The organism is Hymenobacter persicinus (assembly GCF_004167665.1).
Taxonomy (GTDB): domain Bacteria; phylum Bacteroidota; class Bacteroidia; order Cytophagales; family Hymenobacteraceae; genus Hymenobacter; species Hymenobacter persicinus.
In genome coordinates, this window is record NZ_SEWE01000062.1 from 1 (window position 1) to 22,906 (window position 22,906).

Consider the following 22,906-nt stretch of genomic DNA (forward strand, 5'->3'; position numbering starts at 1 on the left):
TTTCACCCACTTGTGCCAATAGTCCACCGTTTTACGCAAAAACTGCTCGGCCGTGGATTCCAGCGGCGCCTCCAGCGGGGCTCCGTAGGTGAGCACCAGGTACTTGGTCTCGTTGAGCACGAAGTCTTCCTCGTCGAGCACGTAGGTGAGCGGGATGTTGGTGGTGAGCCGGATTTCTTCCTCCAGGCCCAGAAACGCAATGTGGTTGGAGCTGCGGCGGCGGCTCAGCTCCAGTTCCCCGTACTGGCCCATCGGCCGGCAGGCCACCCGCACCCGGGGCGTGCCGGCCAGCGGCTCTACCTTCCGGATAAACATCAGGGGCTTGTAGTACCGGTCGTATTGGGCAAAGCGCGGGGCAAAGTCCGTGACCCGGTAGCGGCCGTCGGGGGCGTCGATTTCGGTGCAGAGCACGTTGGTGTTGGCCTGGTAGTACTGGCTGGTGCGGAACTCGGGCGCGGCGGGCCGGATGCTGAACTCGCCGCCCTTCTGGTCGTCGAGCAGGCTGCCAAACACGAAGCTGCTGTCGAAGCGGGGCCAGCAGAGCCAGCGCACGGCCGTATCGGTGCCGATAAGCCCGAGAAAGGCGCAGTTGCCGATCAGGCCCATGTCATAGGTGTGTTTCGTCATCAAGAGTCAGAGTTAATGCCAGCAACAGCCGGCGCAAAAACGGCCCGGCGGTCCACGGGCTTTGCTTATAGTACCCCGTTGCCGGGGCCCGGGTTGTCCTGCCCCGGGCCGGCGGAGCGCGGACGGCGCCCAGAAAAACACCCTCGCGGGGGATTCTACTCCCCGGCACCCGGGGGCAGGACATGACAAAAATCATCCTCTAAGCCAATGTTCGTCAGGGCATTAATATTTATATGTATGGATATTTGAAACACCGACTATTCCTTCTTCCACCCGGGCCGTTGCGGCCCATTACCCCACTCCGCCATGGTCACGCCCACTCTTCTGTTTTCGGTGCTGCTGATAACGGTGCTGGCCGTCGCCAGTGCTTACCTGCACGGCAGGAATCAGCAGTCCTACTCCTAGGCCCCGGGGCCCCGGTCCGGCCACCGGCCGGGGCCTGCGGCGGCAGCTATCGGCTCCACTAACTGCCTTGCCCTATGCAACCTGCTCCCCAGAAATCACTCCCGCGCCGGGCACCCGCCGGCTGGACTCGGGCCGGGGGCCGGGGGCCACTGGCCATCAGCGCCGCCACGCTGCAGGCCGCGCGCGAAGCCGACGCCACCATTGCCCCCGATGTGTGGGGCAGCGACTATCCCGACCTGCCGGCCGCCGACGTGGCCCGGCTACCCGCGACCCGGCGGCGGCCATTCTGACTACGCGCGCTGCCCTCTTCCCTTACGACCTGTTGCCATGACGCCTTCCCTCGTTGTCCTGACCGATTTTCTGGCCGTTTCCAACCGCGCCCTCGACTACGCCGCTGCTCTGGCCGTGCCGTTGGGGGGCCACTTGGTGCTGCTGCACGTGCCCCACGACGGCCTGCTGGCCCCCGAGGAATACGGCCACCGCCACAGCCGCAGTGCGGAGCGCCAGACCGAGCACGAACTGCTAAAGCTGGCCGCCGCCCAGCCCGTACCGGCGGAAGTAGACGTGTCGGAGCAGTTTCTGCCCGACGCGGTGCAGGAAGCCGTGCGCCGCCACAACCCGCTGCTGCTGGTGTTGGGCCGCCCCGGCTCGGCCTCGACTCCCGCCGAAATGGTGACAATCACGGTCATGGACCTGCTGCGCCACGCCTCCTACCCGCTGCTGGTAGTGCCCACGCTGGGCTGGGATACGGCTCCGCCCCACCGCCTGCTGCTGGCCGTCGATGGGCAGCCCTTCCGACTCTGCGCCCACCAGGACGTGGTGCGGCAGCTGTTGCAGGCCACCCAGGGCACGCTGGAAGTGGTGCACGTCACCGACGACGAGCACGCGGTGGCGACGCCGGCCGCCGTGCTGGCTTCGGTGCGCCACAATCATTTGGTCGACCACCTGCCCGACAGCAGCCTGCACCACCTCTACCAGCCCACCGTGATGGGCGGCGTGCTCCAGCGTGCCGCCGACCTGCAAGCCGATCTGCTGGTGGTCGTAGCCCGGCGCCATAGCCTGCTCGGCAGCCTGTTTCACCGCAGCGTGACGGCCCGGCTACTCCAGGAAAGCCCGATTCCGGTGCTGCTGCTCCCGGCCGAAGACTAAGCTCCTTTTTCCCTCCTAAGCTGCCGCGCCATGCATCCCAGCCTCGTCGTGCTTACCAACCTTACGGACCCAGCCGAGCGCGCGGCCCGCTACGCCGCCGTGCTGGGGTCCCCGCTGCACGCTCACCTCACGCTGCTGCACCTCTACCACGACGCCCTGCTGGACCCCGAGTTCGTGACCGTGACGACCGTGCAGACCTACCGCAGCCAGGCCGAAACCAAGGCGGCCCTGCAGGCCCTGGCCCGGCGCCTGCCCACCGCGGCCGACGTGGTAGTGTCGGTGGAAACCACGGTGGAGGCCGTCAACGAAGCCGTGCGCCGCACCCAGCCCCTGTTGCTGGCCATGGGCTTGAGCACTGAGCACGACGCGCTGGACCACGTGCTGCACAACCAGGCCCTGCCCGTGCTGCGGGGAACTCACCGGCCGCTACTGCTCGTGCCCGAGCTGGCTCCGGCTGCCCAGCTGCCGCGCCGGGTGCTGCTGGCCCTGGATGCGGAATCCTTCGTGCCCAATGCCGCCACTCGGGACCTGGCCCCCCTACTGGCCGCCTGGCCGGCTTCCTATACCGTAAGCCACGTGCTGGGCCTGCACGAGCAGGAGGCCTTTCCGGGGCAGCGGGTACTGCACCACCTGCACCTGAGCCGGCTGCTGCCCCCTACCACGCCTGTGGAGCTGTACGAAGCCCAGCACGTGTCGGCGGTTAGCGGCGTGCTGCAGGCCATCGACGACACCCAGGCCGACCTGCTGGTGCTGCTGGCCCGGCCCCGCAGCTTCTTGGGACGCCTGTTTCACCGCAGCATCACGGCCCAGGTGCTGCGCCGCTGCCGGGTGCCGGTGCTGCTGCTGCCCACCGAAGCGTCCGACCAGCCGGCCTGGCTGCCGGGCATGACCTGAACCAGCCGGCCCCGGTCCCCAGACTTTTGCCACCCTTGCTGCCCTTTCCGCCATGAAGCCCAACTTTGTTGTCCTGACCGATTTCACTCCCGCCGCCGACCGGGTGCTGGCCTACGCTACCACCCTGGCGGCCCCGCTGGGCGCCGAGCTGCACTTGGTGCACGTGTTTCTGCCCACCCCCATTACCTCGGAATACGGCACCGTGCTGCCCATCATCGACGTGGACTACGTGCCGGAAACGCGCCGGGCCCTGGAGCGGGTGGCGGCCGAGCTGCCAGTGCCGGCCACGGCTGAGCTGGTGGAATCCGACTGGCAGAGCGCCGTGGCGCAGAGCCTGGACAAGTACCACCCGCTGCTGCTCATTGCCGGCCTCACGGCTACCCACGGGCAGTTTGACGAGTGGATGAGCAACCGGGCCGTGCCCCTGGCCCACCAGACCGGCTACCCCCTGCTGCTCGTGCCCGAACACTTGCCTCAGTCGGTGCAGCACCCCCCACGCCGCCTGGCCTTTGCCGTGGAGGACCGGCCCTTCCGGCTTGTGCCCGAAGCCCGGGCCGCCGCGCCCTTGTTTGACGCGCTGGGCACGGAAATCATTACCGTGTCGGTGCTGGAGCCCCAGGAGCGCGCCGGGGGCTGGGAAGGCCTCACGGCGGCTCAGCAGTGCGGGCTCGCGGCCACCATGCCCCGCAGCGGCTTGCACAAAGTAGTGGGGGAACATCCCGGCACGGGCATTCTGCAGGCCGTGGAAAACCTGAACGCCGACATGCTGGCCCTGCTCGACCAGGGCCACGGCTGGGCCCACAAGCTCTTCAGCGGCAGCGTCATCGACCACGTGCTGCGCCACGTGCGGGTGCCCGTGCTGCTGCTTTCGGGCCACATCATCGTGACTGAATAGACTGTTTTCCCTCACCATTTCACGGCGGCCATGGCTCTGAACCTGATTGTATTTGCGGGCTTCTACTCGGCGGCCCGCAACGCGGCCCACTACGCCGACACGCTGGGGCAGGCCCTGGGCGGCAAGGTAGTGCTGCTGCACGTGAATCGCGCGGGCGTATTCGACCCTTACGCTTACCTGAGCGAAGACCTGCGCCAGCAGGAGCTGGAACTGCAAACCGACACCGCCGCGGCCCTGTACCGGCAGGCCGAAACCCTGCACTGCCCGACCGAGGTAGAAGTGACCACCGACCTGCTGCCCGTCATTGCCCAGGACCTGGCCCACCGCTACCATCCGGCGCTGTTTGTCATGGGACAGGCCGACGCCTCCCCGTCGGCCCCGGCCAACCTGCTGGCCGCCTGTGCCGAGCTGCTGCGGGCCGGCCATCAGCCGCTACTGGTGGTGCCCGCCGGCGCCGCGCCCACGCTGCCCCGCCGCGTGCTGATTGCGGCCGACCGGGAGCCTTTCGCCCTGGCTCCGGCCGCCCAGCCCCTGCGCCAGCTGCTGGCCCGCCTCGCCCCGGCGCTGGTGGTGGCGCACGTATCGAGCGGGGGGCAGGATGATGCCGGCTGCGGCGCGGCCCTGCACGCGGTTCAGGTCAGTGGGCTGGTGAGCGGGCTGCCCACCCCCGAGCTGCGCGGCTACGAGCACGACCACTCCGACCAAGGTCTGCTGGCCGCCGTGCAGGACACCCGCGCCGAGCTGATGCTGGTGCTGGCCCGGCAGCGCAGCTACCTCAGCGACCTGTTTCACCGCAGCGTGACGGCCCAGCTGCTGGAACACTGCCCCGTGCCGGTGCTGGTGCTACCCACCACCGACGCGCCGGCCAACGCCCGGGCAACTCCCATTTCAAACGCCCTTTCCGCCTCGGCCTGACGTATATCCAACCGTTTCCAATACTTCACAACAATTGCATTAAAAACTTAATTTACAATCATATAAACACATATAAAACCACTGCAAATCCAAAGTAATGGCGTACCAATAACAGTCTGCTGGCCCTGAAAATCTTGGTTTATTCGGCTAAGCCGGCCGTCGGCAACTGCGGCAATTTTCTTCCCTTCTGGCCCTGCCTTTCCAGCCCCATGCCCGTGCTCGACAGCCCTTTGCTTGCGGAAACCGGCGCGTTGACGCGCTTTGCCGGACGGTTTTTCCGCGAGGGATTCCGCCCGCGCTACGAGGTGCCCGAGCTGCTGTACCAGTGCTACGTGGTCGGCTACCAGTCCCTGCCGATGGTGGGCATCACGGGCTTTATCATGGGCATGGTGCTGACGCTGCAAAGCCGGCCCACCATGGCGCAGTTCGGGGCCGAAGCCTGGATTCCGACCATGGTCGGGCTGACTATTATCCGGGAAATGGGCCCCATCATTACGGCTCTGATTTTTGCCGGCAAAATCGGCTCCAGCATCGGGGCCGAGCTGGGTTCGATGCGGGTCACGGAACAGATTGACGCCATGGAGGTGTCGGGCACCAATCCGTTTAAGTTCCTGGTCGTCACGCGGGTGCTGGCCACCACGCTCATGCTGCCGGTGCTCACCATCCTGGCCGACGCCATCGGGCTCTACGCTTCCTACCTGGCTATCAACCTGAAGGGCGTGACCACGCTGGCGCTGTTTGCCAACAACGTGCTGACCAGCCTCACCTTCGGCGACGTGCTACCGGCCTTTATCAAGACTTTCTTTTTCGGCTTTGCCATTGGTCTGATCGGGTGCTACAAGGGCTACTACTCCAACAAGGGCACCGAGGGCGTGGGCCAAGCGGCCAACAGCGCCGTGGTGCTGTCCTCGCTCGTTATCTTCGTCATCGACCTGCTGGCCGTCCAGATTACGGGGCTGCTGGGCCTCAACTAGCGCCATGGAACCCGCCACCCAGATCCGGCCCGCGCCCGTGGAGCACGCCGCGGAAGCCGCCGAAACGGTGCTGACGGTGGCGCACGTGAGCAAGTCGTTTGGCGACAACCACGTGCTGCGGGACTTCTCGCTCGAGCTGGGCCGGGCCGAGAATGTAGTGGTGCTGGGCAAGTCGGGCTCGGGCAAGTCGGTGCTCATCAAGTGCATCATCGGCCTGCTGCCCATTGATGCCGGCCGCATCGTGGTGCTGGGCCAGGACGTGGGCACGCTCGACCACGCCGCCATGGACCGGCTGCGGGCCCGGGTGGGCTTCCTGTTCCAGAGCAACGCCCTCTACGACTCGATGACGGTGCGCGAAAACCTGCTTTTTCCGCTGCGCCGCCACTGGCTCGCCCATACCCCCGACCAGGAGCGGGAGCTGGTAGAACAGGCCCTGGCCGACGTAGGGCTGGCCCACACGGCCGAGATGATGCCCGCCGAGCTGTCGGGCGGCATGCGCAAGCGCATTGCCCTGGCCCGCACCCTCATCCTGCGCCCCGACATCATCCTCTACGACGAGCCCACCACCGGCCTCGACCCGATTACGGCCCGCGAAATTTCCCACCTCATGCGCGAGGTCCAGCGCAAGTACCGCACCTCAGCCCTGATTATCTCCCACGATATGAACTGCGTGCGCCTGACGGCCGACCGGGTGGCCTTGCTTGTGGACGGCCGCTGCTACGCCGAGGGCACCTTCGAGGAGCTGCAGCAAAGCCCTGACCCGCCCATCCGCGCCTTTTTCACCGAGTAGTTGCCCGCTCCGCCCTTCTTCCCCTTTCAGCCATGCCCCAACGCTCCGCCAGTAATCATGCCCGCCTCGGCTTGTTTGTACTCGTGGGCGTGGGCTGCCTGCTCGCCGTCCTGTTTTTGCTGGGCCGGCAGCAGAACCTGTTCAGCCGCAGCCTACCCGTGCGGGCCGACTTCCGCAACGTGGCGGGCCTGCTGCCCGGCAACAACGTGCGCCTGGGCGGCATCACCGTGGGCACGGTCAAGAAAATCCGGATTTTGAACGACTCCACCGTGCGGGTAGAAATGAGCCTGAACCGCGACGTGCAGCCGTTTGTGCGCCAAAACGCCGTGGCCTCCGTCGGCACCGACGGGCTGGTGGGCAACACCATCGTCAACCTGAGCCCGGGCCGGGGCGCGGCGCGGGCCGTGCAGGCCGGCGACCTGCTGCCCACCCGCGCCCCGGTGGGCCTCGACGCCATGCTCGGCACGCTCGACATTTCCAATCATAACCTGGTCGGCATCACCCAGGACCTGCGCCAGATTACCGGCAAGCTCAACGGCAGCACGGCCCTCTGGCAGCTTCTCGACGACCAGCAGCTCGCCGGCAACGTGCACCGCAGTCTGGGCAACATCGAGCAGACAACCCAACAGCTCGGGGCCGCCTCCCACGACCTGCGCCAGCTCACCCAGGGCGTGCGCCGGGGCCGGGGGCCGCTGGGCTACCTGCTCACCGACGAGGCCTTTGCCGCCCAGCTCGGGCACGCGGCCAGGCAGCTGGCCACCACCTCCGACACGCTTGCCTCAACCCTGACCGGGTTGCAGCGGCAGGCCCAGAGCGGCGCGGGGCCGGTTCAGGCCCTGCTGACCGATACGGCCGCCAGCGGGCAGCTGCGCCGCAGCATGCGCAACGTGGAACAGGCTACCGGGCGCTTCAACCAGAGTATGGCGGCACTCCAACAGAATTTTCTGCTGCGCGGCTACTTCCGGCGCCAGCAGAAAAAGCAGGCCCGCGCGGCGGCGGCCCGGGAGCTTTCCCGCCGGTAGCAGGCCCGGCGGCGGCATTACGTCAGTCGGCCCACGGCGGCCAGCTCGACTTTGCTTAAGAGCAGCGGCACGAGTTCGTCGGCTTCGGGCAGGCCCTGTTGCCGCCAGAGCTCCGTGCCCTGGCGCACGAGCACGCAGGCGGGCAGGCCAGGGGCGTGGAAGCTGCTGACCACGGCCGGATGGGTGGCCTGGTCGATTTTGAGCACCTGGATAGCTGCGCCCAGCTGCTGCTGCAGCCGGTCGAGGGCGGCCAGCACGGCGGGGCGGGCCAGGCCGGGGTCGGGGGGCAGGAGCACCAGCAGCACCGCCGCATCAGCGGAAAATCCGGTAAAGGCAGAAGTGGGCATCATCAGGCAACGGAAAAAGCGGGTCAGTAAAAGTACTCGGCCCCGGCCCCGGGCCGCATGACGCGCATCAGGGCCGGGGCTGACATTTATCATTCCGGAGCAAATAATTACCGACCTTTTGGCTCCGGTTCCGCACTGCTTGGTCGGCACTGGTTTCCCCTACTTCCCCCTGCGGCCATGCCCGACGACACCGAGAATATTTTCACGCCTTACCAGCGCCACGTGCTGCTGATTGTGGTGCTGGTCGTGTTGGGCGGCTTGGTGCTGTTTGGGCTGGGCAGTTACATTTCCGCCTTCCTGGGCGCGGGCATCCTGTACGTGGCCCTGCGGCCCTGGTTTACGGCGCTGGTGCACCGCCGGGGCTGGAACCGGCAGCTGGTGGCGGCCCTGCTGCTGCTGTTTACAGTCGTGGCGCTGGTCATCCCGTTTTACGCCCTGACCTCGATGCTGTTGGAGCGCCTGCGCGATGTGGGGCAGTACCCCAACCAGATTCTGGCCGTGGTGCACCGGCTGGAGCAGCGCACGGGCTACACCATTACCAGCGAGCAGAACGTGCGGGCCCTGCTCGGGCAGGTAGCCAGCCGCATCAGCAGCTGGCTGCCGACGCTGGCGGGCAGCATCCTGCACTTTGTGGTCGTGGTCGGGCTGCTGTTGTTCACGCTGTACTTTCTGTTTGTGCAGGAAGAAGCGTTTTTGCGCAACCTGCGCCGCTACCTGCCCTTCCGCGCCGACACCGTGCACAAACTCCAGGAAGCCCTGCAAAACAACGTGCAGGCCAACGTGCTCGGGCAGGTGCTCATTGCCGTGGTCCAGGGCACCCTCACCGGCCTAATGCTGCGGATATTTGGCGTGCCAGATCCTATTTTCTGGGGGGCCGTCAGCATTTTCGTGGCCTTTATTCCGGTGCTGGGCACGCCCCTGGTGTGGGGGCCGGCGGCCGTGTACCAGTTTGCCCAGGGCGCCACCGGGCAGGGCGTGGGCATCCTGCTGGTCGGTTTCATCGTGGTCATGAACGTGGACAATCTGCTGCGCATTCTGCTGGCCAGCCGCATGGGCAACATTCACCCCTTGGTCACGCTCGTGGGCGTCACGCTGGGCATTGGCCTGTTCGGCATCCTGGGCCTGGTTATCGGGCCCCTGCTGCTTTCCTACCTGGGCGTGCTGCTGGAAGTGTTTGCCCAGGAAAACCGCCAGGCCCAGGCCGCCAAGGCCCGAGTCCGGTCGGGTCCCGGTCCTGACGTCGCATAAGCCTGCCTCCTGGCGCTACTACTCCGCCTGGGCGGGCAAGACCAGCACGGGCACCCGGCTGTGCAGCAGCACTTGGGCCGTCACGCTGCGGTGAAACAGCTGCCCCAAAAAGCTGCGGGGCCGGGCAATGAGCACCACCAGGTCATAGGTGCCGGGCTGGGCCGCGTGCACAATGGCCTCGGCCGGATGCTCAGCCCGCACGCTACGGGCCTGCACCTGCTGGAGCAAATCAATGGCCACCCCGGTTTGCAGCACCGAGTCCAGGGCCTGAGCACCCTGGTCGTCGGGGCCGGCGGCGGGGGCCACGTGCAGCACGGTCAGCTCGGTACTCAGGGCCGTGAGCAGGTGGCGGATGGCCCCCGCGTGCCGGCCCAGGGTGAACCGCTCCCCATCCACGGCCAGCAGCACCCGCCGGGGCGGCGCCGTGGAGGCCACCGAGTGGGGCACGACCAGCATGGGATAGGGCGCCGTGCGCAGAATATCGAGCGAAGTGGTTTGCACCAGCTCCTCGGGCGTGCCGGCGTAGTCGGGCCGGCCCAGCACGACCAGCGTGGGCTGGTGGCGGCTCACGGCATCGGCCACGGCGAAGGCCACGCGGCCGTGCCCAACTTCGGCTACCACCGGCACAGCCAGGTTGCCGGCTACCCTGCTCAACGCCAGCCGGATGGCCTCCTGATTCAGATTCGACAGCTCCCCGGTAAACATGTCCGGGTCGAGGAGGGAGTCGCGCCGCACGTGCAGCAGCACCACGCGGGCCCCCAGCGGCTCGGCCAAGTTGGTGGCGTAGTCGAGCGCGCGGTCGGCGGCCTGGAAGAAATCGGTGAGAATCAGCAGCGAAGGGGCCATGAACACGGATGGGTTAAGGTGAAACTTCCAGCAAAGAACCGACCACCGGGCGGTCCGGGCGCTGCGTAAGATTGGGGCGGCGCATGATTTAAATCATTGGCAGCAGCCTGGTTCCGGGTGAACCTTGCCGGACCGTTGCATCCCGCGGCCCCCGGCAGCCAGTGGTTGACATAGTCAATCTACTATTCTTTTTTATCCGACGCCTTGGGGCGCCTTCGTTTGGCGTAAAAAATGGGTCACGCTGGCTCAGGCCCCGTCCACCACGCCCGGCCCTCGCTCACCAAATTCACTCCCCGCATGAAAGTCACCATTTTCAGCCTCGCCCCTTTTGAGCTTCCTTTCCTGACCCAAGCCGCCCGGGGCCGCTACGAACTACAGCTGGTCGAGTCCGCCCTGACGCTCGATACCGCCGACCGCGCCCGGGACAGCGCGGCGGTGGTTATTTTCGTCAACGACGATGCATCGGCCCCGGTGCTGGAGCGGCTGGCGCAGCTGGGCGTCCGGTTTGTGCTGGTGCGGGCCGCGGGCCACGACCAGGTCGACTTGGCCGCCGCCCACCGGCTGGGGCTGCGCGTGGCCAACGTACCCGACTACTCGCCGTTTGCCATTGCCGAGCACGCCTTGGCCCTGATGCTGGCCCTGAACCGCCACCTGCGCCAAGCCGACGCCCAGGTGCGCCGCGCCGACTTCCGCCTCGACAATCTGGTGGGCTTCGACCTGCACGGCAAAACGGTGGGCATCATCGGCTGCGGCACCATCGGCGGCACGCTGGCCGGGCTGCTGCACGGGTTCGGCTGCCGGCTGCTGGGTGCTGATGTGCAGCCCAATCAGGAACTGAGCCGGCGCTACGGCCTCGAATACGTGCCCCTGGACGAGCTCTGCGCCCAGGCCGACGTTATTTCCGTTCATGCTCCGCTTACACCCGCCACCCGTCACCTGCTCGATGCGGCCCGGCTGGCGAAGATGAAGCGCGGGGTGATGCTCATCAACACGGCCCGGGGCGCGGTGCTCGACACCCAAGCCGCCCTGGCCGCGCTGGAAGCGGGGCAGCTGGGTTACCTGGGCCTCGACGTGTACGAGTTCGAGAAAGGACTGTTTTTCAATGACCATTCCGCCCATCCTCCGCAGGACCCGCTGCTAACCCAGCTGCTGGCCCAGCCCAACGTGCTCGTGACGGGCCACCAGGGCTTTCTGACCCGGGAGGCCCTCACCAACATTGCCACCACCACGTTTGCCACCCTCGACGCCTGGCTCAGCGGACAGTGCCCCCCCACTGAGCTTACGCCCGCCCCGGCGGCCACCGGCCACTGACGCCCCGCCGCGGGGAGTTGTGGCCCTTTCCCGTAAATTGCGCCCGTCCCGGCACCCCGGGCGGGACCAAAGTCGCGCCGGGCACGTAGGAAGTCTGCGCGCCGGCGGCTCCCGGCCTCGGGCTACGCAAGGCTGGAGCGGCGGAACGGGCCGGTATTTTCAACAACCTCATTTAAACGCTGCTAATGCAGCTTTTCGGCTTATGTTTGATATGATGGGCATGATGGGTAAGGTCAAGGAGCTTCAGGAGAAGATGAAGCAGGCCCAAGACGAGCTTCAGCACCTGACGGCCACGGCCGAGTCAGGCGGAGGGCTGGTGAAGGCCACGGCCAACGGGCAGCGCCGCCTGCTCAAGCTCGAAATCGACGAGTCCTTGCTCACGCCCCAGGACCGCGACATGCTGGCCGATCTGGTGGTGGCGGCCGTCAACAAGGTGATGACCGAAGTGGGCGACCAAGCCAAGGAAGAGCTCAAACGCAAAACCTCCGGCCTGCTGCCTAATCTTCCCGGCCTCGACCTCGGTAACTTTGGCCTCTAATCCGCCCGCGGCGGCCCCCTCCTGCGCCGACGTGGCCGTGGTAATTCTGAACTGGAACGGACAGGCCCTGCTGCGGCAGTTTCTGCCCTCGGTGCTGGCGCATTCTGAAGGAGCAGCCGTTTTTGTTGCCGACAATGCTTCCACTGACGACTCCGTGGCGCTGGTGCGGCAGGAGTTTCCGGGGGTTCAGATTGTGCAGTTGGCCGACAACCTGGGATTTTGCCGGGGCTACAACGCGGCCCTAGACGATGTGCGCTGGTTAGGCCCGCTGGTCGGCGAAACCAGCCCACCCCGGGCTCCAGCGGAACGAGGCCACGACTGGACGGATACGTTCGGGTTTCGGTATTATGTGCTGCTCAACTCCGACGTGGAAGTGACGCCGGGCTGGTTGCGCCCCCTGCGTGAGCTGCTGGAGCAGCGGCCGGAAGTAGCGGCCTGCCAGCCCAAAATCCGGGCTCAGGCCGAGCCAGAGCTGTTTGAGTACGCCGGGGCCGGCGGGGGCTACCTCGACCGGCTGGGCTACCCGTTCTGCCGTGGCCGCCTGTTCGACACGCTCGAAAAAGACCTGGGCCAGTACGACGATGCCCGCCCCGTGGCCTGGGCCACCGGTGCCTGCATGTTTGTGCGGGCGGAAGCCTGGCACGCGTTGGGCGGACTGGAAAGCACCTTTTTTGCCCACATGGAGGAAATTGACCTGTGCTGGCGCCTCTGGAACGCCGACTGGGAAGTGTGGTATCACGGCGGCAGCACCGTCTACCACGTCGGCGGGGGGACGCTGCACAAGTCGAACCCGCGCAAGACCTACCTCAACTTCCGCAACGGCCTGGCGCTGGTCTACAAAAACGTGCCCTCGCAGGAGCTGTTCGGCGTGATGGCCACGCGGCTGGGGCTGGACTGGGTGGCGGCCCTGCGCTTTCTGCTCCAGGGTAATCTGGGCGACGCCAAGGCCATTGTGCGGGCCCACCGGGATTTTTTCCGCAACCGCAGCTACTGGCAGCAGAAGCGGCAGCAAGCCCCGCGGCAACGGCGCACTCCGGAGCGGCCCGGCGTGTACAACGGCAGCCTGGTGTGGGCGTATTTCGCCAAGGGAATCCGGGCCTTTTCGCAGCTACCGCCGGCGGATTTTCCCGGCGACCAATGGGTGGCCGCCCACGCTAAGGCGCCAACTCACTAACTCACAAATCCCAGATGGTGCGGCGCTGCTGGCGCATGGCCCGGCGCACGTTCATCCAGAAAGCCAGCACGAAGTACAGCACGATGGGCGAGCCGAAGGTGAAGAAGGAGGCGTACACGAACGAGAGCCGCACGCTGCTGCTGGAGAAGCCAAGCCGGTTCCCCAGCGCATTGCAGACGCCAAAGCTCTGCTTTTCGATGAAGTCAGTTAGTCGTTTCATTGGTTTCTCCTCATTTATAACCGGTTGACGCGGCTGACGCAGCTCAAAATAACGAGAAAAACCGCGGATGCCAAGCCGAAGCATCTGCTTCCGTCACAATTTCTGACCCTTCGCGGCAGTTTCTGCGTTTGATGGGCAGAATTTCCGCCCCGCTTTTCCTACCTCGCCGATTGCCTATGAGACTTCTGCCGCACCTGATTCCGCCCGCCCTGCTACTGGCTGCCGCGTGCGCGCTGCCCGGTTGTACGCTGCCCCGGATGCTAAAGGTTGCGCAAGCCGGTCAGCAAGTTACGGTAAAGCCCACCGTGCTGGAAAGCAACGGGGAAAACGTGCTGTTCGAAGTGCAGGCCCGGGTGCCTGCCGCGGTGCTGCAAAAAGGCCATGCCTACAACCTCGACCTGAGCTACCGCTACGACAACGGCCTGCGCGAAGACACCCTGGGCCGGCTCACCTTCGTCTCGGGCGAGTACGTCTACGACCCCGAGCACAAAGACCAGGTGGTCATCACCAAGCAGTTCTCGTTTCCCTACGCCCCGCGCAAAAACCCCGGGGAGCTGGTGGCCAAGCCCGATGTGCGGGCGCTCAAGCCCGGCGGCAAGCGGCTGAAGGGCACCGAGTTTCGGCTGGCCCGCGGCATCGTAACTACCGGCCGCCTGGTGGTGCGTCAGGACACGGCCATCAATCTGCTGCCCGAGTCGGTTGATAACAACATGAGCGGAACCCGGGTGCTGCCGTTTTTTTTCGACGGCGGGCAGGCGGCCATCCGCAACTACCTGGGTACCAACGTGGCGGCGCTGGAAGACTTTATTGAGGCCAATCAGCACACCCGCAAGGTGATGATTGTGGCCGGCCACTCCCCCGACTCGCTCGACGCCCACGACCCGCGCCTGGCCGACAAGCGGGTGCAGGCCCTGCTGAAGTACTACAAAAAGCGCGTCGACACCGACTCCTACCTGAATTCGGTGCGCGCCATTCAGTTTCAGACCGTGGCCTACCACCGCCGCTGGGACCTGTTTCTGAAGCAGGTGGCGCAGTCGGCGCTGAAGCCCGCGCAGGTGGATTCGGTGGTATTGCTGCTCAACGATACGCCCGGCTCGTTTGCCCGCAAGGAAAAGAGCCTGCACCAGCTGTCCTTTTTCGACTACCTCGACCAGTACATCTACCCCGTGCTCCGCTTCGGCACGGTGGCCGTGGAATACACCGCCCCCAAGCGCTACGACTCGGAAATCTACCTGCTCTCGAAAAAGATTGTGGAGAAGGAGACCGAGGCCGACGCGCTGACGCCCGAGGAGCTGCGCTACTCGGCCACGCTCACGCCCCTGCTGGCCGAAAAGCAGCGCATCTACGAAACCGCGGTAGCCACCACCGGCTCCTGGCAGGCTTATCACAACCTAGCCGTGGTGCTGCTGCAACGCTCCGAAAAAGAGGTGAGCGACAAAGTGCGCCGGGCCTACCTGCGCCGGGCGGCTACCAACTTCACCCTGGCCGCCCACCGCAACCCCACGGCCGACATGTTCTACCGCGTGGCCACGGCCTACCACCGCGCCGACGACAAGCTCGAAGCCCTGCAGAACTACGACTACGCCATCAAGCTCGGCGGCCCCCGCCCCGTGCTCGACAAGATCTTCGCCGACAAGGCCGCGCTGGAAATCGAAATCGGCCAGCTCGACGATGCCGTCAACAGCCTCGGCTACAGCAGCAAGAGCTACCAGAACACGATGAACAAGGCCCTGATCTACGTGCTCAAGGGCAACTATGATGGGGCCGCGGGGATTTACCAGGAGGCCCTGACCATTAAGCCCAACGACCCGCTGGCCTACTACAGCCTAGCCGTGGTGGCCGCCCGCACCAAGGACGAGGCGCAAATGGGCCAGCACCTGCGCCGGGCCGTGCAGCTGGACCGCACCTTCGCCCAGCGCGCCGTGGAAGACCTCGAGTTCCGCGACTACGCCAGCAGCAAGACGTTTCTGGAGGCGCTGCGGTAGGTGGTGAAGTCGTGAACTGGTGAACTGGTGAAATGGTGAGTTGTGGTGCGGGTGGCGCAGCGCCGCACCGCGGGCGGCAGCGGAACGACAACTCACCATTTCACCATCTCACCAGTTCACCATTTGTCCAACCGCCCTTCTCGTCGTAGCTTTACACGCCGGCCGCGGGCCGGCATTTTCTTGCTTTGACCTTTCGAGTTTCTGTCAACCCAACCTACCTATGCGGACCATCCAATTTCGGGAAGCCCTGCGTGAAGCCATGTCAGAAGAAATGCGCCGCGACCCGCGCGTATTCCTGATGGGCGAAGAAGTGGCCGAGTACAACGGCGCCTATAAAGTAAGCCAGGGCATGCTCGACGAGTTCGGCCCGGAGCGCGTGATTGATACCCCGATTGCCGAGCTCGGTTTTGCCGGTATCGGCGTGGGCGCTGCCGCCAACGGCCTGCTCCCCATCATCGAGTTCATGACCTTCAACTTCTCGCTGGTTGCCATCGACCAGGTCATCAACTCGGCTGCCAAGATTTATTCCATGTCGGGCGGACAGTACTCCTGCCCTATCGTGTTCCGCGGGCCGACCGGCAACGCCGGCATGCTGTCGAGCCAGCACTCCCAGAACTTCGAGAACTGGTACGCCAACTGCCCCGGCCTGAAAGTGGTGGTTCCCTCCACGCCCTACGACGCGAAAGGCCTGCTGAAAAGCGCCATCCGCGACGCCGACCCGGTTATTTTCATGGAGTCGGAGCTGATGTACGGTGACAAGGGCGAGGTGCCGGAAGAAGAGTACCTGATTCCGATTGGCAAAGCCAACGTGGTGCGCCCCGGCAAGAGCGTGACCATCGTCAGCTTCGGCAAGATGATGAAAGTGGCGCTGTCGGCCGCCGACGAGCTGGCTAAGGAAGGCATCGAAGCCGAGGTTATCGACCTGCGCTCGGTCCGCCCGATTGATTACGACACCCTGATTGAGTCGGTGAAGAAAACCAATCGCATGGTGGTAGTAGAAGAAGCCTGGCCTCTGGCCAGCATTAGCTCGGAACTGGCCTACATGGTGCAGCGCCGCGCCTTCGACTACCTCGACGCCCCCGTACTGCGCATTACCTGCATGGACGTGCCCCTGCCCTACGCCCCGACGCTCATCGAAGCCTCGCTGCCCAACGTGGAGCGCACCGTAAAGGCCGTGAAAGAAGTGATGTACCAGAAAGCCTAACTGCTTTTCGGCTACGTGATATGAACGCCCTGACTACGCCGTGGTCAGGGCGTTTTGCGTGGTACCTCGGCCCCGCCCAGCGGCGCCAGCACGTTCACGTCGTGGGTGAGCTGGGCCTGGGTTTGGGCCGAAAGCGTGCAGCACAGCGCCACAAAAAGTCCGTAGCTCACCACCAGCACGCCCAGCTGCCGCCCCGACCAGCGCCGGCCGGCTAGCCACTGGGCCCCGCCAAAGCAGGCCACGGCGTAGAGTAGCAGCTGCAGGGGCAGCAGAAAGCGGCACTCAATGGCAATGGGCAGCGAGGCCAGGCAGGGCAGCAGCAGCGTCAGGGCTACGAGTGAAGCGACTACCACGAGGCGGCCCGGCCCGCGGCTGGTACCAATAATTACCAGCGCCCCAAACCAGACGGTGTAATGCACCAGGGCCAGCCAGCCGGCGCGGTCGGGCACCCGGCGCACGAACAGGCTCGGGTACTGCACGTCCAGCCCGTTGAAAAGGTGCCGGCCGTAGAGCCCCGCAAAGGTTAGCGGCTCGCGCAGCACCATCTGCACGTAGGCTCCGTAACCCGCAAAGTGCCGGATGCTCTGCCGCGCCAGCAGGGCCTGCCCGGCCGGGTCGGTGTAGAGCATGCGTGGGGACGGAAAATCGGGGTCGAGGCTGGTTTCGTACTTCTGAATCACGAGGCCCCAACCGAGCTGGGCTAGGTACAGGTTGGCCGTGGGCAGGCGGGCATCGCGCGAGAGCACCAGCGGCGTCCAGACCCCGTGGTGGCGCCCGTTCATCAGCAGCTGCGGGCCGCTGACGAGGGCAAAGCCCAGCCCGAAGACCGCCAGCGTCGTGAGGCGGGCGCGCCGGCCGGGGGCCACCACAAGTACCAGCACCAACAGCGCCGGGCAGGCCAGCAGGTACACGGGCCGGATATTGGCTGCGGCCGTCAGGCACGCTCCCGCCCCCAGCGCCGCCCACCAGGCCCCGGGGTGGCGCAGCGCCAGCCACAAGCCCAGTACCAGCAGCCCCAACGCCGGAAAGTCGGACAGCACGAAGTTGAAGTAGTCGCGCCAGAACAGGAAACCCAGGGCCGCAAACGCCACGCGCGGTAGCCAGCCCAGCTGCTGGCGCGGAAACAGCGTGAGCCAGAGCCCCGGTCCGGCCCAGCCAAAGAGCAGAGCCGCCCAGCCCGCGCCCATCAGCCGGGTCAGCCAGAGCGGGTCGAGGCCGGTGAAGTGGGTGACGGCCTTAGCCGGCAGGTTGAGCAAAGGCAGGAAGTAGCCCCGCAGCGCGTCGTTGTAGGCCAGCAGGCTGAAGTGGCCGGCGTGAAAAAACCGCTCGGTCAGGGTCCAGTAGTTCAGCGCGTCGTACACCATTTCCCGGTAGCCCGAGAAGGGCAGATACAGGCAGTACACCGCGAAAATGCCCGCCGTTACCCACCCGCCCACGGCCCGCGCCGACGCTTCCCGCCCGCTATTCATCAAGTGGTAATGTTAGCACAACCCGGGCGCAGGAAGCCAAGCAATTTGCGGAAGAAAGCACGGAGCAGAAAGTAGGACAAAGCCGGGCTGGCTGAAGAATGGAGAGGCGCCTTAAGGAAGCCGGGCGGCGGATTTTACGTACCTTTTGCCAAAGCTACTGCATTCTTCCCGCCCATCTTCCACTGCATGAATCACCGTTTGCATCTTCGCTTCGAGCAACTCGAACAAGCCACCACCCGCTTGCTGGACACGGCCCAGGCCCTCGGCGACAAAGACCACCAGTCGCCGGGACCCGGGCAGTGGTCGGCAGCCCAGGTGGTGCAGCACCTGCTGGTGGCCGAAACCGGCATCGGGCAGTATATCGACAAGAAGATTCAGCAGGCAGAAGGCCTGGGCCAGGCCGGCTTCGGCACGTTTCTGAAGTCGCGGCTGCTGCGGCTGGCCCTGCGCCTGCCCTTTCTGCGCTTCAAGGCGCCCAAGTACCTGGCCGCCCTCACGCCCGAGCAAGTCCCGCCCGTGGCGGAGCTGCGCACCGAGTGGGCCCGCATCCGCCGGCAGCTGGAACGCACCCTCAACGAGTTTCCCTCGCCCCTGCTGAGCCGCATGATTTTCAAGCATCCCCGCTCGGGCATGCTCAACATCTACCAGACCCTGGACTTCATGGTCGACCACGTGCTGCACCACCAGAAGCAGGTAGAACGGATTGCTAAAGCGGTGAAATAGTAAACTTGTGACATGGTGAGTTGACGTTCTAGCGGCGCTTGTGGCGCCACCAGCGCGGAGCCGCGCCAGCTGAACAGCAAACTCACCATGTCACTGTTTCACCGCCTCACTACTTACCAGGCCGCACGATGTCGGCGTAGGATTCGTGGCGGGGCATCTGGCGCATGGCCTCGGTCATTTCCGCCGGGGGCACCATGAGCTTGCGTTGGCGCAGATCCAGCCAGGCGCCTTCCACGGTGATGGTGGCGGCGGGGCGGCCGTCGGCTTTGTAGATGGTGTGCAGAATGGTCCAGCGGGAGCCATCGGCACTCAGACCCAGCCCCTCGGCCGTCACTTTGATGGCCTCGCTGATGCCGACTTCCTTCAGGAAGCGGGTGTCTTCACGAAACAGAATCGGACCGATGGCCAGCTCGGCGAAGCGCCGCAGGGTAAAGCCGTGCTCGGCCAGGTACTCAATGCGGAGCTGGGCGGCGTAGTCGGCGTAGGCAGAGTGGCGCATGTGGCCGTTAGGGTCCATATCGGCCCAGCGGACGGTGTAGGTCTTGGCGTATTCCATTACGTGGGGTAATTGTCTCAGGTGGAGGAAGCGGAAAAAATCAGGGAGGGGTGGAAGCCGGAGCCGCCTAGCTGCGCAGGGTGAGGCGCACCAGAAACTGCTCCTGGTCGTCTTCGCCCAGAAACTCGACGTCGGAGCCGGCGGTTTCGGCGTAGTCCTGCACAATGCCGGCGTCGGCAAACAGCCAGTGGAAGGGCGCGCCGGCTTCGGTGCCGTAGGTCATCTGATACTCCACTTCCCCGTAGTAAGGGCCGTTGAGGTTGATGTTGAGGGCGCCCTCCTCGTCTTCGTAGAGGTAGCTGATGTCGGAGGAGGTAGCCAGAATCTGCCCACCGGGGGCCAGCAGAGTGCGGGCGTGCTGCAGAAAGCGCTCCAGCCCGTCGAGCGTGCCTACCAGGCCCAGGCCGTTCATGAGCATCAGAATCGTGTCGAAATGCTCCCCGGGTGCGGGCGCGTCGAACAGGTTGTGGCAGGCGGCAGCGCGTACCCCGCGCTCCTGGAGCACCTGCACGGCCCCGGGCGAGGCATCAATGGCCTTGACCTGAAAGCCCCGGGCCTGCAGCTCCAGGCTGTGCACGCCGGCGCCGGCGCCGGCATCAAGCACGTAGCCGCGGCATTCTTCCAGGGCCGTGCGCTCCAGCTCGGGCATTTCCCAAAGGGAGCGAAAAAAGTAGCTGGCCGGCAGCTGCTCTTCCTCGTCCGACACGCTGAGGCGGACCTGCAGGGTCGCGTCTTTGTTGCCGCGTAAAAAAGCCATCAGGGCGTGGCCGACCGGGTCGGGAGCAGGAGTTCGGGACATGGGGCAAAGGTAAGGGACGAGCGGCCGGCGACACCAACCGGCCAGAACGGGCAGCTTTTTGCCCTTCAACGTATCCTTCGGCCGTTGGGCTGCGTTCTGATGGCAGATTCCCCTACTTGTTTTCTCCCCCGCCATGGCCAGCAACCTCGACTACCTCGACCCCAACCTGATTCCGCTCGAAGAAAAAGTAAAAGCCTACCTGGAGGCCGAAGAAGACCTGCGCAAGGCTACCGTGGAAGCCCGGTCCTTGCCCACCACCGAAGCCGCCGAAGCCCAAGCCGCCGAGCAGTTTGACCAGCGCCCCGCCACCGGCAGCTTCGACCAGCACGAAGACGAAGTAGAGCAGCGCCTGCAAAACCTGCGGGAGGTGCTGGCCGAACTGCGTCAGGATGTACTGGCCCTGCTGCCCGTGCGCGACGAATTCGTGAAGGTGAACCTGGGCTACGGGCCCAGCCGCGTGGGCGCCTTCAGCGTCGGCGGCTCTTCGAGTCAGGACTACGAACTCCGCATTGTCCATTAGCACCCGGCTCCGGCGGGCGAACTTACTAGGGCCCAGCCAGCGTCCCGTCTGTTACACTCGCTGTTCCAGCCTCCCCGCTCAGCGCCTGAGTGGGGAGGCTTTTTTATTGGGCATCAGATTTTCTAAAAATCCATTTATACTGATATATTACAAATAAATATTTTTTTAACAATAATATTAATCTTGCGTTAATTCGAATTAAATTGACATTAAAATAGATTATCCCGCTCTACTACCCCTACCCGCACCTACTGTAACTGCCCCAAACCCCAAGCCCCTTGGTTCGTCCAGGGCCGCTTGGCGGGATTGGTTTTCTCTGCGCCCTCCTACCTCCCACCGTTAGACAAGTTTATGATGCTACACAGCTTCCTGCGCCGGGCCCAGCGCAAAGTGGGCCGCTTACTCCGGGAATGGTTTTCCCACAACGTTCATCACCGGCCCATCGGCGTGCACCCGAGCAGTGCCGCGCTGGCCGCCCAGCAAAGTCGGGACGTCATGTACGACGAGGTGGTGCCCGCCTACACCTCCCATTTGGCCGTGCCCGACGACTTTTACGAGCGCGCCACGGCCTACGAAGGCCTGCACGACAAGCCGCACCGGACGGAGGAAGTCCCGGCGGCATTTGTGGTAGCCCTGCGCAACGGCCGGGTGTACGCCGACAACTTCAACAGCGTGGCCATCATTGCCGCCGATGGCCGCTTGGTCGGGGACGTGTCGTTTCAGTACGACCGGCAGCGCTGGGACACCACCCTGCCCACGGCCAACAACATCTTCCGCCAGCGCTTTTTCCGCGACCCGGAGGTGGTGGCGGGCACAGTGTGCACGCTGCTTTCGGGCGGGGGCGCGGCCAGCGGCAACTACTACCACTGGCTGATTGACTCCCTGCCCCGTCTGCACCTAGTGCAGGCCGCGGGCCTGCTCGATTCCGTGGATTACTTCCTGGTGTATGACAAGTCGCGGCCGTTTGTGCTCGACACGATGGGGGCGCTGGGCATCGGGCCCGAGCGGCTGCTCGACGTCACCCGCAACCCCCACCTGCGGGCCGACCGGCTGCTGGCCACACCCGGCGTGCGCGGCAAGCTGACCCACACGCCCGCCTGGGCCTGTGACTTTCTGCGCGCCGTGCTGCTGCCCCCGCCCGTGGTGCCGCGCCAGTTCAGCCCCTTCATCTACATCAGCCGGCGCGACGCGCCCGGGCGCCACATTCTCAACGAAGACGCCCTGGAGGCCATGCTGCACGAACTGGGCTTCGAAACCCACACGCTGACGCCTTATTCCCAGGCTGAAAAAACGGCTTTGTTTGCCCAAGCCCGCATCGTTGTTTCCTCGGTAGGCGCCGGGTTGGCTAATATCGTGGTGTGCCCGGAGGGAGCCGAGCTGATTGAGCTGTTTCCGGAAAGCTTCGTGGTGGCAGATTACCTGGAGTTTACGGCCCGTCTCGGCATGCACCACCAGTACTTGGTTTGCCGCACGCCCAACCCCAGCCAGGAACGCATCAATGCCCAGCGCGACCACCTCATCGTCGATTTGAAAGCCCTGCGCCCTTTGCTGGCCCGGGCTATGCAGCGCCAGCAGACTGTCCCGGCGTAACGAGCTGGCAGGCCTGCTGCTTCAAATGGGGCAGACTGGCAGAAACAGAAAAGGCCCGGAGCAGTGCTCTGGGCCTTTTTTGTGGATTAGTGGTTTGACAGGCGCAAGCGCCCCCAAGCTACTGCTTGAAAATGCGCACCACGCTGGTCTGGTCGGCCGTGGTCACCTTGAGCAGGTACACCCCGGTGCGGCCGGCGGGCAGCGTCAGGCGCTGGTGCTGGCCTTCGACGGCCTGGTCGAGGTGCTGGGTGAGCAGGGCATTGCCCTGGAAGTCGAGCAGCTGGAGCTCCACGGCCTGCCCCGGCACCCCGCGGATTTCCACCTCGGCCTGCGCCCCGGTTACGGGGTTGCCGAGCACGTTCACCGCCAGCTTACCGGCAGTCGGGCCGGCGCTGGTGCGAGTGGCTAAGGCAGCGGGTTCGGTGCCGTAAATCAGCTGGCCCTGGTAGTAGACCGTGATATGGTCGTTTTCGGCCAGGGGGCCGCTGGCACGGTAGGAGAAGTCGTTGGCTTCCTGGAAGCTGCTCCAGTCGGACTTGGTGATGCGCGACTGAATGCTGCCGGTATTGCTCAGCGGGTACAGGGCACCCAGGGCGGGGTTGAAACCCAGCTCCAGGTAGGCGTCGGCGCGGTCCAGGGGCTGGCTCAGGCGGGTGAAGTCACCGGTCAGGTTGGTTTTGCCGAGCTGGGCGTAGTCAATCCAGC

At 65.1% G+C, this 22,906-nt stretch carries 25 protein-coding genes; 17 read left to right on the plus strand and 8 right to left on the minus strand.

The window, feature by feature from the left end; genetic code table 11:
* Nucleotides 1–627 (minus strand): trehalase-like domain-containing protein (locus EWM57_RS19220; protein WP_242510148.1); only part of this gene is annotated, 627 nt, incomplete at its 3' end.
* 479 nt (nucleotides 628–1,106) lie between these two features.
* Between EWM57_RS19220 and EWM57_RS19225 the strand changes: the two genes are divergently transcribed.
* From EWM57_RS19225 to EWM57_RS19260, 8 genes are all read left to right on the plus strand, one after another.
* Complete coding sequence (locus EWM57_RS19225) at nucleotides 1,107–1,322, plus strand: hypothetical protein (protein WP_129922937.1); 216 nt, start codon at nucleotides 1,107–1,109, stop codon at nucleotides 1,320–1,322.
* Nucleotides 1,323–1,359: 37 nt separating this feature from the next.
* The gene (locus EWM57_RS19230; protein ID WP_165370579.1) at nucleotides 1,360–2,181 is read left to right on the plus strand and encodes a universal stress protein; all 822 of its coding nucleotides are present in this window, start codon (nucleotides 1,360–1,362) and stop codon (nucleotides 2,179–2,181) included.
* A gap of 30 nt (nucleotides 2,182–2,211) precedes the next feature.
* A complete protein-coding gene (locus tag EWM57_RS19235; RefSeq protein WP_129922939.1) occupies nucleotides 2,212–3,075 on the plus strand; it encodes a universal stress protein in 864 nt (287 codons plus the stop codon).
* Nucleotides 3,076–3,127: 52 nt separating this feature from the next.
* Complete coding sequence (locus tag EWM57_RS19240) at nucleotides 3,128–3,970, plus strand: universal stress protein (RefSeq protein WP_129922940.1); 843 nt, start codon at nucleotides 3,128–3,130, stop codon at nucleotides 3,968–3,970.
* Nucleotides 3,971–4,000: 30 nt separating this feature from the next.
* Complete coding sequence (locus EWM57_RS19245; RefSeq protein ID WP_129922941.1) at nucleotides 4,001–4,885, plus strand: universal stress protein; 885 nt, start codon at nucleotides 4,001–4,003, stop codon at nucleotides 4,883–4,885.
* Nucleotides 4,886–5,094: 209 nt separating this feature from the next.
* Nucleotides 5,095–5,859, plus strand: coding sequence for an MlaE family ABC transporter permease (locus EWM57_RS19250; RefSeq protein ID WP_129922942.1), 765 nt, complete (start codon nucleotides 5,095–5,097; stop codon nucleotides 5,857–5,859).
* A 4-nt stretch (nucleotides 5,860–5,863) separates the two neighbouring features.
* Nucleotides 5,864–6,649: an ABC transporter ATP-binding protein gene (locus EWM57_RS19255; RefSeq protein ID WP_129922943.1), complete on the plus strand. Its 786-nt coding sequence runs from the start codon at nucleotides 5,864–5,866 to the stop codon at nucleotides 6,647–6,649.
* Between the two features lie 32 nt (nucleotides 6,650–6,681).
* The gene (locus tag EWM57_RS19260) at nucleotides 6,682–7,671 is read left to right on the plus strand and encodes an MlaD family protein (protein ID WP_129922944.1); all 990 of its coding nucleotides are present in this window, start codon (nucleotides 6,682–6,684) and stop codon (nucleotides 7,669–7,671) included.
* Between the two features lie 17 nt (nucleotides 7,672–7,688).
* Here EWM57_RS19260 and EWM57_RS19265 read toward each other — a convergent pair whose 3' ends face one another.
* A complete protein-coding gene (locus tag EWM57_RS19265; RefSeq protein WP_207218357.1) occupies nucleotides 7,689–8,021 on the minus strand; it encodes a YbbN family protein in 333 nt (110 codons plus the stop codon).
* A gap of 174 nt (nucleotides 8,022–8,195) precedes the next feature.
* Here EWM57_RS19265 and EWM57_RS19270 point away from each other — a divergent pair, with 174 nt between their 5' ends.
* Nucleotides 8,196–9,266 (plus strand): AI-2E family transporter, encoded by a 1,071-nt coding sequence (locus EWM57_RS19270; RefSeq protein WP_129922945.1) that lies wholly within the window; start codon nucleotides 8,196–8,198, stop codon nucleotides 9,264–9,266.
* A gap of 18 nt (nucleotides 9,267–9,284) precedes the next feature.
* On the opposite strand, the gene EWM57_RS19275 is transcribed toward EWM57_RS19270, so the two are convergent.
* Nucleotides 9,285–10,112 carry a universal stress protein gene (locus EWM57_RS19275; protein WP_129922946.1) on the minus strand — a complete coding sequence of 276 codons (828 nt, stop codon included), beginning with the start codon at nucleotides 10,110–10,112 and terminating at the stop codon, nucleotides 9,285–9,287.
* A gap of 297 nt (nucleotides 10,113–10,409) precedes the next feature.
* Between EWM57_RS19275 and EWM57_RS19280 the strand changes: the two genes are divergently transcribed.
* The 3 genes from EWM57_RS19280 to EWM57_RS19290 all read left to right on the plus strand — a co-directional run bounded on the left by EWM57_RS19280 (nucleotide 10,410) and on the right by EWM57_RS19290 (nucleotide 13,135).
* Nucleotides 10,410–11,423: a 2-hydroxyacid dehydrogenase gene (locus tag EWM57_RS19280; RefSeq protein WP_129922947.1), complete on the plus strand. Its 1,014-nt coding sequence runs from the start codon at nucleotides 10,410–10,412 to the stop codon at nucleotides 11,421–11,423.
* Nucleotides 11,424–11,625: 202 nt separating this feature from the next.
* On the plus strand, nucleotides 11,626–11,961 hold the full coding sequence (locus EWM57_RS19285; RefSeq protein ID WP_129922948.1) for a YbaB/EbfC family nucleoid-associated protein: 336 nt from the start codon (nucleotides 11,626–11,628) through the stop codon (nucleotides 11,959–11,961).
* Nucleotides 11,951–13,135 (plus strand): glycosyltransferase family 2 protein, encoded by a 1,185-nt coding sequence (locus EWM57_RS19290; protein ID WP_242510149.1) that lies wholly within the window; start codon nucleotides 11,951–11,953, stop codon nucleotides 13,133–13,135. The genes EWM57_RS19285 and EWM57_RS19290 overlap by 11 nt, the downstream gene beginning before the upstream one ends.
* Nucleotide 13,136: 1 nt before the next feature.
* On the opposite strand, the gene EWM57_RS19295 is transcribed toward EWM57_RS19290, so the two are convergent.
* Nucleotides 13,137–13,355, minus strand: a complete 219-nt coding sequence (locus EWM57_RS19295) for a PspC domain-containing protein (protein ID WP_129922949.1) — start codon at nucleotides 13,353–13,355, stop codon at nucleotides 13,137–13,139.
* A gap of 176 nt (nucleotides 13,356–13,531) precedes the next feature.
* Between EWM57_RS19295 and EWM57_RS19300 the strand changes: the two genes are divergently transcribed.
* Nucleotides 13,532–15,340 carry a tetratricopeptide repeat protein gene (locus EWM57_RS19300; protein WP_129922950.1) on the plus strand — a complete coding sequence of 603 codons (1,809 nt, stop codon included), beginning with the start codon at nucleotides 13,532–13,534 and terminating at the stop codon, nucleotides 15,338–15,340.
* A 220-nt stretch (nucleotides 15,341–15,560) separates the two neighbouring features.
* Nucleotides 15,561–16,544 (plus strand): pyruvate dehydrogenase complex E1 component subunit beta, encoded by a 984-nt coding sequence (locus tag EWM57_RS19305; RefSeq protein ID WP_129922951.1) that lies wholly within the window; start codon nucleotides 15,561–15,563, stop codon nucleotides 16,542–16,544.
* A 44-nt stretch (nucleotides 16,545–16,588) separates the two neighbouring features.
* Here EWM57_RS19305 and EWM57_RS19310 read toward each other — a convergent pair whose 3' ends face one another.
* Entirely contained in the window at nucleotides 16,589–18,013 is a 1,425-nt protein-coding gene (locus EWM57_RS19310; RefSeq protein ID WP_129922952.1) for a hypothetical protein, read from the minus strand.
* Between the two features lie 186 nt (nucleotides 18,014–18,199).
* Here EWM57_RS19310 and EWM57_RS19315 point away from each other — a divergent pair, with 186 nt between their 5' ends.
* A complete protein-coding gene (locus EWM57_RS19315; RefSeq protein WP_129922953.1) occupies nucleotides 18,200–18,736 on the plus strand; it encodes a DinB family protein in 537 nt (178 codons plus the stop codon).
* Nucleotides 18,737–18,845: 109 nt separating this feature from the next.
* Here the strand turns inward: EWM57_RS19315 and EWM57_RS19320 are convergent, their stop codons facing one another.
* On the minus strand, nucleotides 18,846–19,292 hold the full coding sequence (locus tag EWM57_RS19320) for an acyl-CoA thioesterase (RefSeq protein ID WP_129922954.1): 447 nt from the start codon (nucleotides 19,290–19,292) through the stop codon (nucleotides 18,846–18,848).
* A gap of 67 nt (nucleotides 19,293–19,359) precedes the next feature.
* Complete coding sequence (locus EWM57_RS19325; protein ID WP_129922955.1) at nucleotides 19,360–20,091, minus strand: class I SAM-dependent methyltransferase; 732 nt, start codon at nucleotides 20,089–20,091, stop codon at nucleotides 19,360–19,362.
* Nucleotides 20,092–20,224: 133 nt separating this feature from the next.
* Between EWM57_RS19325 and EWM57_RS19330 the strand changes: the two genes are divergently transcribed.
* Together EWM57_RS19330 and EWM57_RS19335 are read left to right on the plus strand one after the other, a co-directional pair.
* Nucleotides 20,225–20,611 carry a hypothetical protein gene (locus EWM57_RS19330; RefSeq protein ID WP_129922956.1) on the plus strand — a complete coding sequence of 129 codons (387 nt, stop codon included), beginning with the start codon at nucleotides 20,225–20,227 and terminating at the stop codon, nucleotides 20,609–20,611.
* A gap of 351 nt (nucleotides 20,612–20,962) precedes the next feature.
* Nucleotides 20,963–22,201 (plus strand): glycosyltransferase family 61 protein, encoded by a 1,239-nt coding sequence (locus tag EWM57_RS19335; RefSeq protein ID WP_129922957.1) that lies wholly within the window; start codon nucleotides 20,963–20,965, stop codon nucleotides 22,199–22,201.
* A 118-nt stretch (nucleotides 22,202–22,319) separates the two neighbouring features.
* Here the strand turns inward: EWM57_RS19335 and EWM57_RS19340 are convergent.
* Nucleotides 22,320–22,906, minus strand: a 587-nt coding sequence (locus EWM57_RS19340) for a T9SS type A sorting domain-containing protein (protein WP_129922958.1), incomplete at its 5' end; no start/stop codon positions are given.

Bases quoted from the DNA above. Each gene is read 5' to 3' on its own strand.
- EWM57_RS19225 (WP_129922937.1), top strand. From the start codon at position 1,107: ATGCAACCTGCTCCCCAGAAATCACTCCCGCGCCGGGCACCCGCCGGC.
- EWM57_RS19230 (WP_165370579.1), top strand. From the start codon at position 1,360: ATGACGCCTTCCCTCGTTGTCCTGACCGATTTTCTGGCCGTTTCCAAC.
- EWM57_RS19235 (WP_129922939.1), top strand. From the start codon at position 2,212: ATGCATCCCAGCCTCGTCGTGCTTACCAACCTTACGGACCCAGCCGAG.
- EWM57_RS19240 (WP_129922940.1), top strand. From the start codon at position 3,128: ATGAAGCCCAACTTTGTTGTCCTGACCGATTTCACTCCCGCCGCCGAC.
- EWM57_RS19245 (WP_129922941.1), top strand. From the start codon at position 4,001: ATGGCTCTGAACCTGATTGTATTTGCGGGCTTCTACTCGGCGGCCCGC.
- EWM57_RS19250 (WP_129922942.1), top strand. From the start codon at position 5,095: ATGCCCGTGCTCGACAGCCCTTTGCTTGCGGAAACCGGCGCGTTGACG.
- EWM57_RS19255 (WP_129922943.1), top strand. From the start codon at position 5,864: ATGGAACCCGCCACCCAGATCCGGCCCGCGCCCGTGGAGCACGCCGCG.
- EWM57_RS19260 (WP_129922944.1), top strand. From the start codon at position 6,682: ATGCCCCAACGCTCCGCCAGTAATCATGCCCGCCTCGGCTTGTTTGTA.
- EWM57_RS19265 (WP_207218357.1), bottom strand. From the start codon at position 8,021: ATGATGCCCACTTCTGCCTTTACCGGATTTTCCGCTGATGCGGCGGTG.
- EWM57_RS19270 (WP_129922945.1), top strand. From the start codon at position 8,196: ATGCCCGACGACACCGAGAATATTTTCACGCCTTACCAGCGCCACGTG.
- EWM57_RS19275 (WP_129922946.1), bottom strand. From the start codon at position 10,112: ATGGCCCCTTCGCTGCTGATTCTCACCGATTTCTTCCAGGCCGCCGAC.
- EWM57_RS19280 (WP_129922947.1), top strand. From the start codon at position 10,410: ATGAAAGTCACCATTTTCAGCCTCGCCCCTTTTGAGCTTCCTTTCCTG.
- EWM57_RS19285 (WP_129922948.1), top strand. From the start codon at position 11,626: ATGTTTGATATGATGGGCATGATGGGTAAGGTCAAGGAGCTTCAGGAG.
- EWM57_RS19295 (WP_129922949.1), bottom strand. From the start codon at position 13,355: ATGAAACGACTAACTGACTTCATCGAAAAGCAGAGCTTTGGCGTCTGC.
- EWM57_RS19300 (WP_129922950.1), top strand. From the start codon at position 13,532: ATGAGACTTCTGCCGCACCTGATTCCGCCCGCCCTGCTACTGGCTGCC.
- EWM57_RS19305 (WP_129922951.1), top strand. From the start codon at position 15,561: ATGCGGACCATCCAATTTCGGGAAGCCCTGCGTGAAGCCATGTCAGAA.
- EWM57_RS19310 (WP_129922952.1), bottom strand. From the start codon at position 18,013: ATGAATAGCGGGCGGGAAGCGTCGGCGCGGGCCGTGGGCGGGTGGGTA.
- EWM57_RS19315 (WP_129922953.1), top strand. From the start codon at position 18,200: ATGAATCACCGTTTGCATCTTCGCTTCGAGCAACTCGAACAAGCCACC.
- EWM57_RS19320 (WP_129922954.1), bottom strand. From the start codon at position 19,292: ATGGAATACGCCAAGACCTACACCGTCCGCTGGGCCGATATGGACCCT.
- EWM57_RS19325 (WP_129922955.1), bottom strand. From the start codon at position 20,091: ATGTCCCGAACTCCTGCTCCCGACCCGGTCGGCCACGCCCTGATGGCT.
- EWM57_RS19330 (WP_129922956.1), top strand. From the start codon at position 20,225: ATGGCCAGCAACCTCGACTACCTCGACCCCAACCTGATTCCGCTCGAA.
- EWM57_RS19335 (WP_129922957.1), top strand. From the start codon at position 20,963: ATGATGCTACACAGCTTCCTGCGCCGGGCCCAGCGCAAAGTGGGCCGC.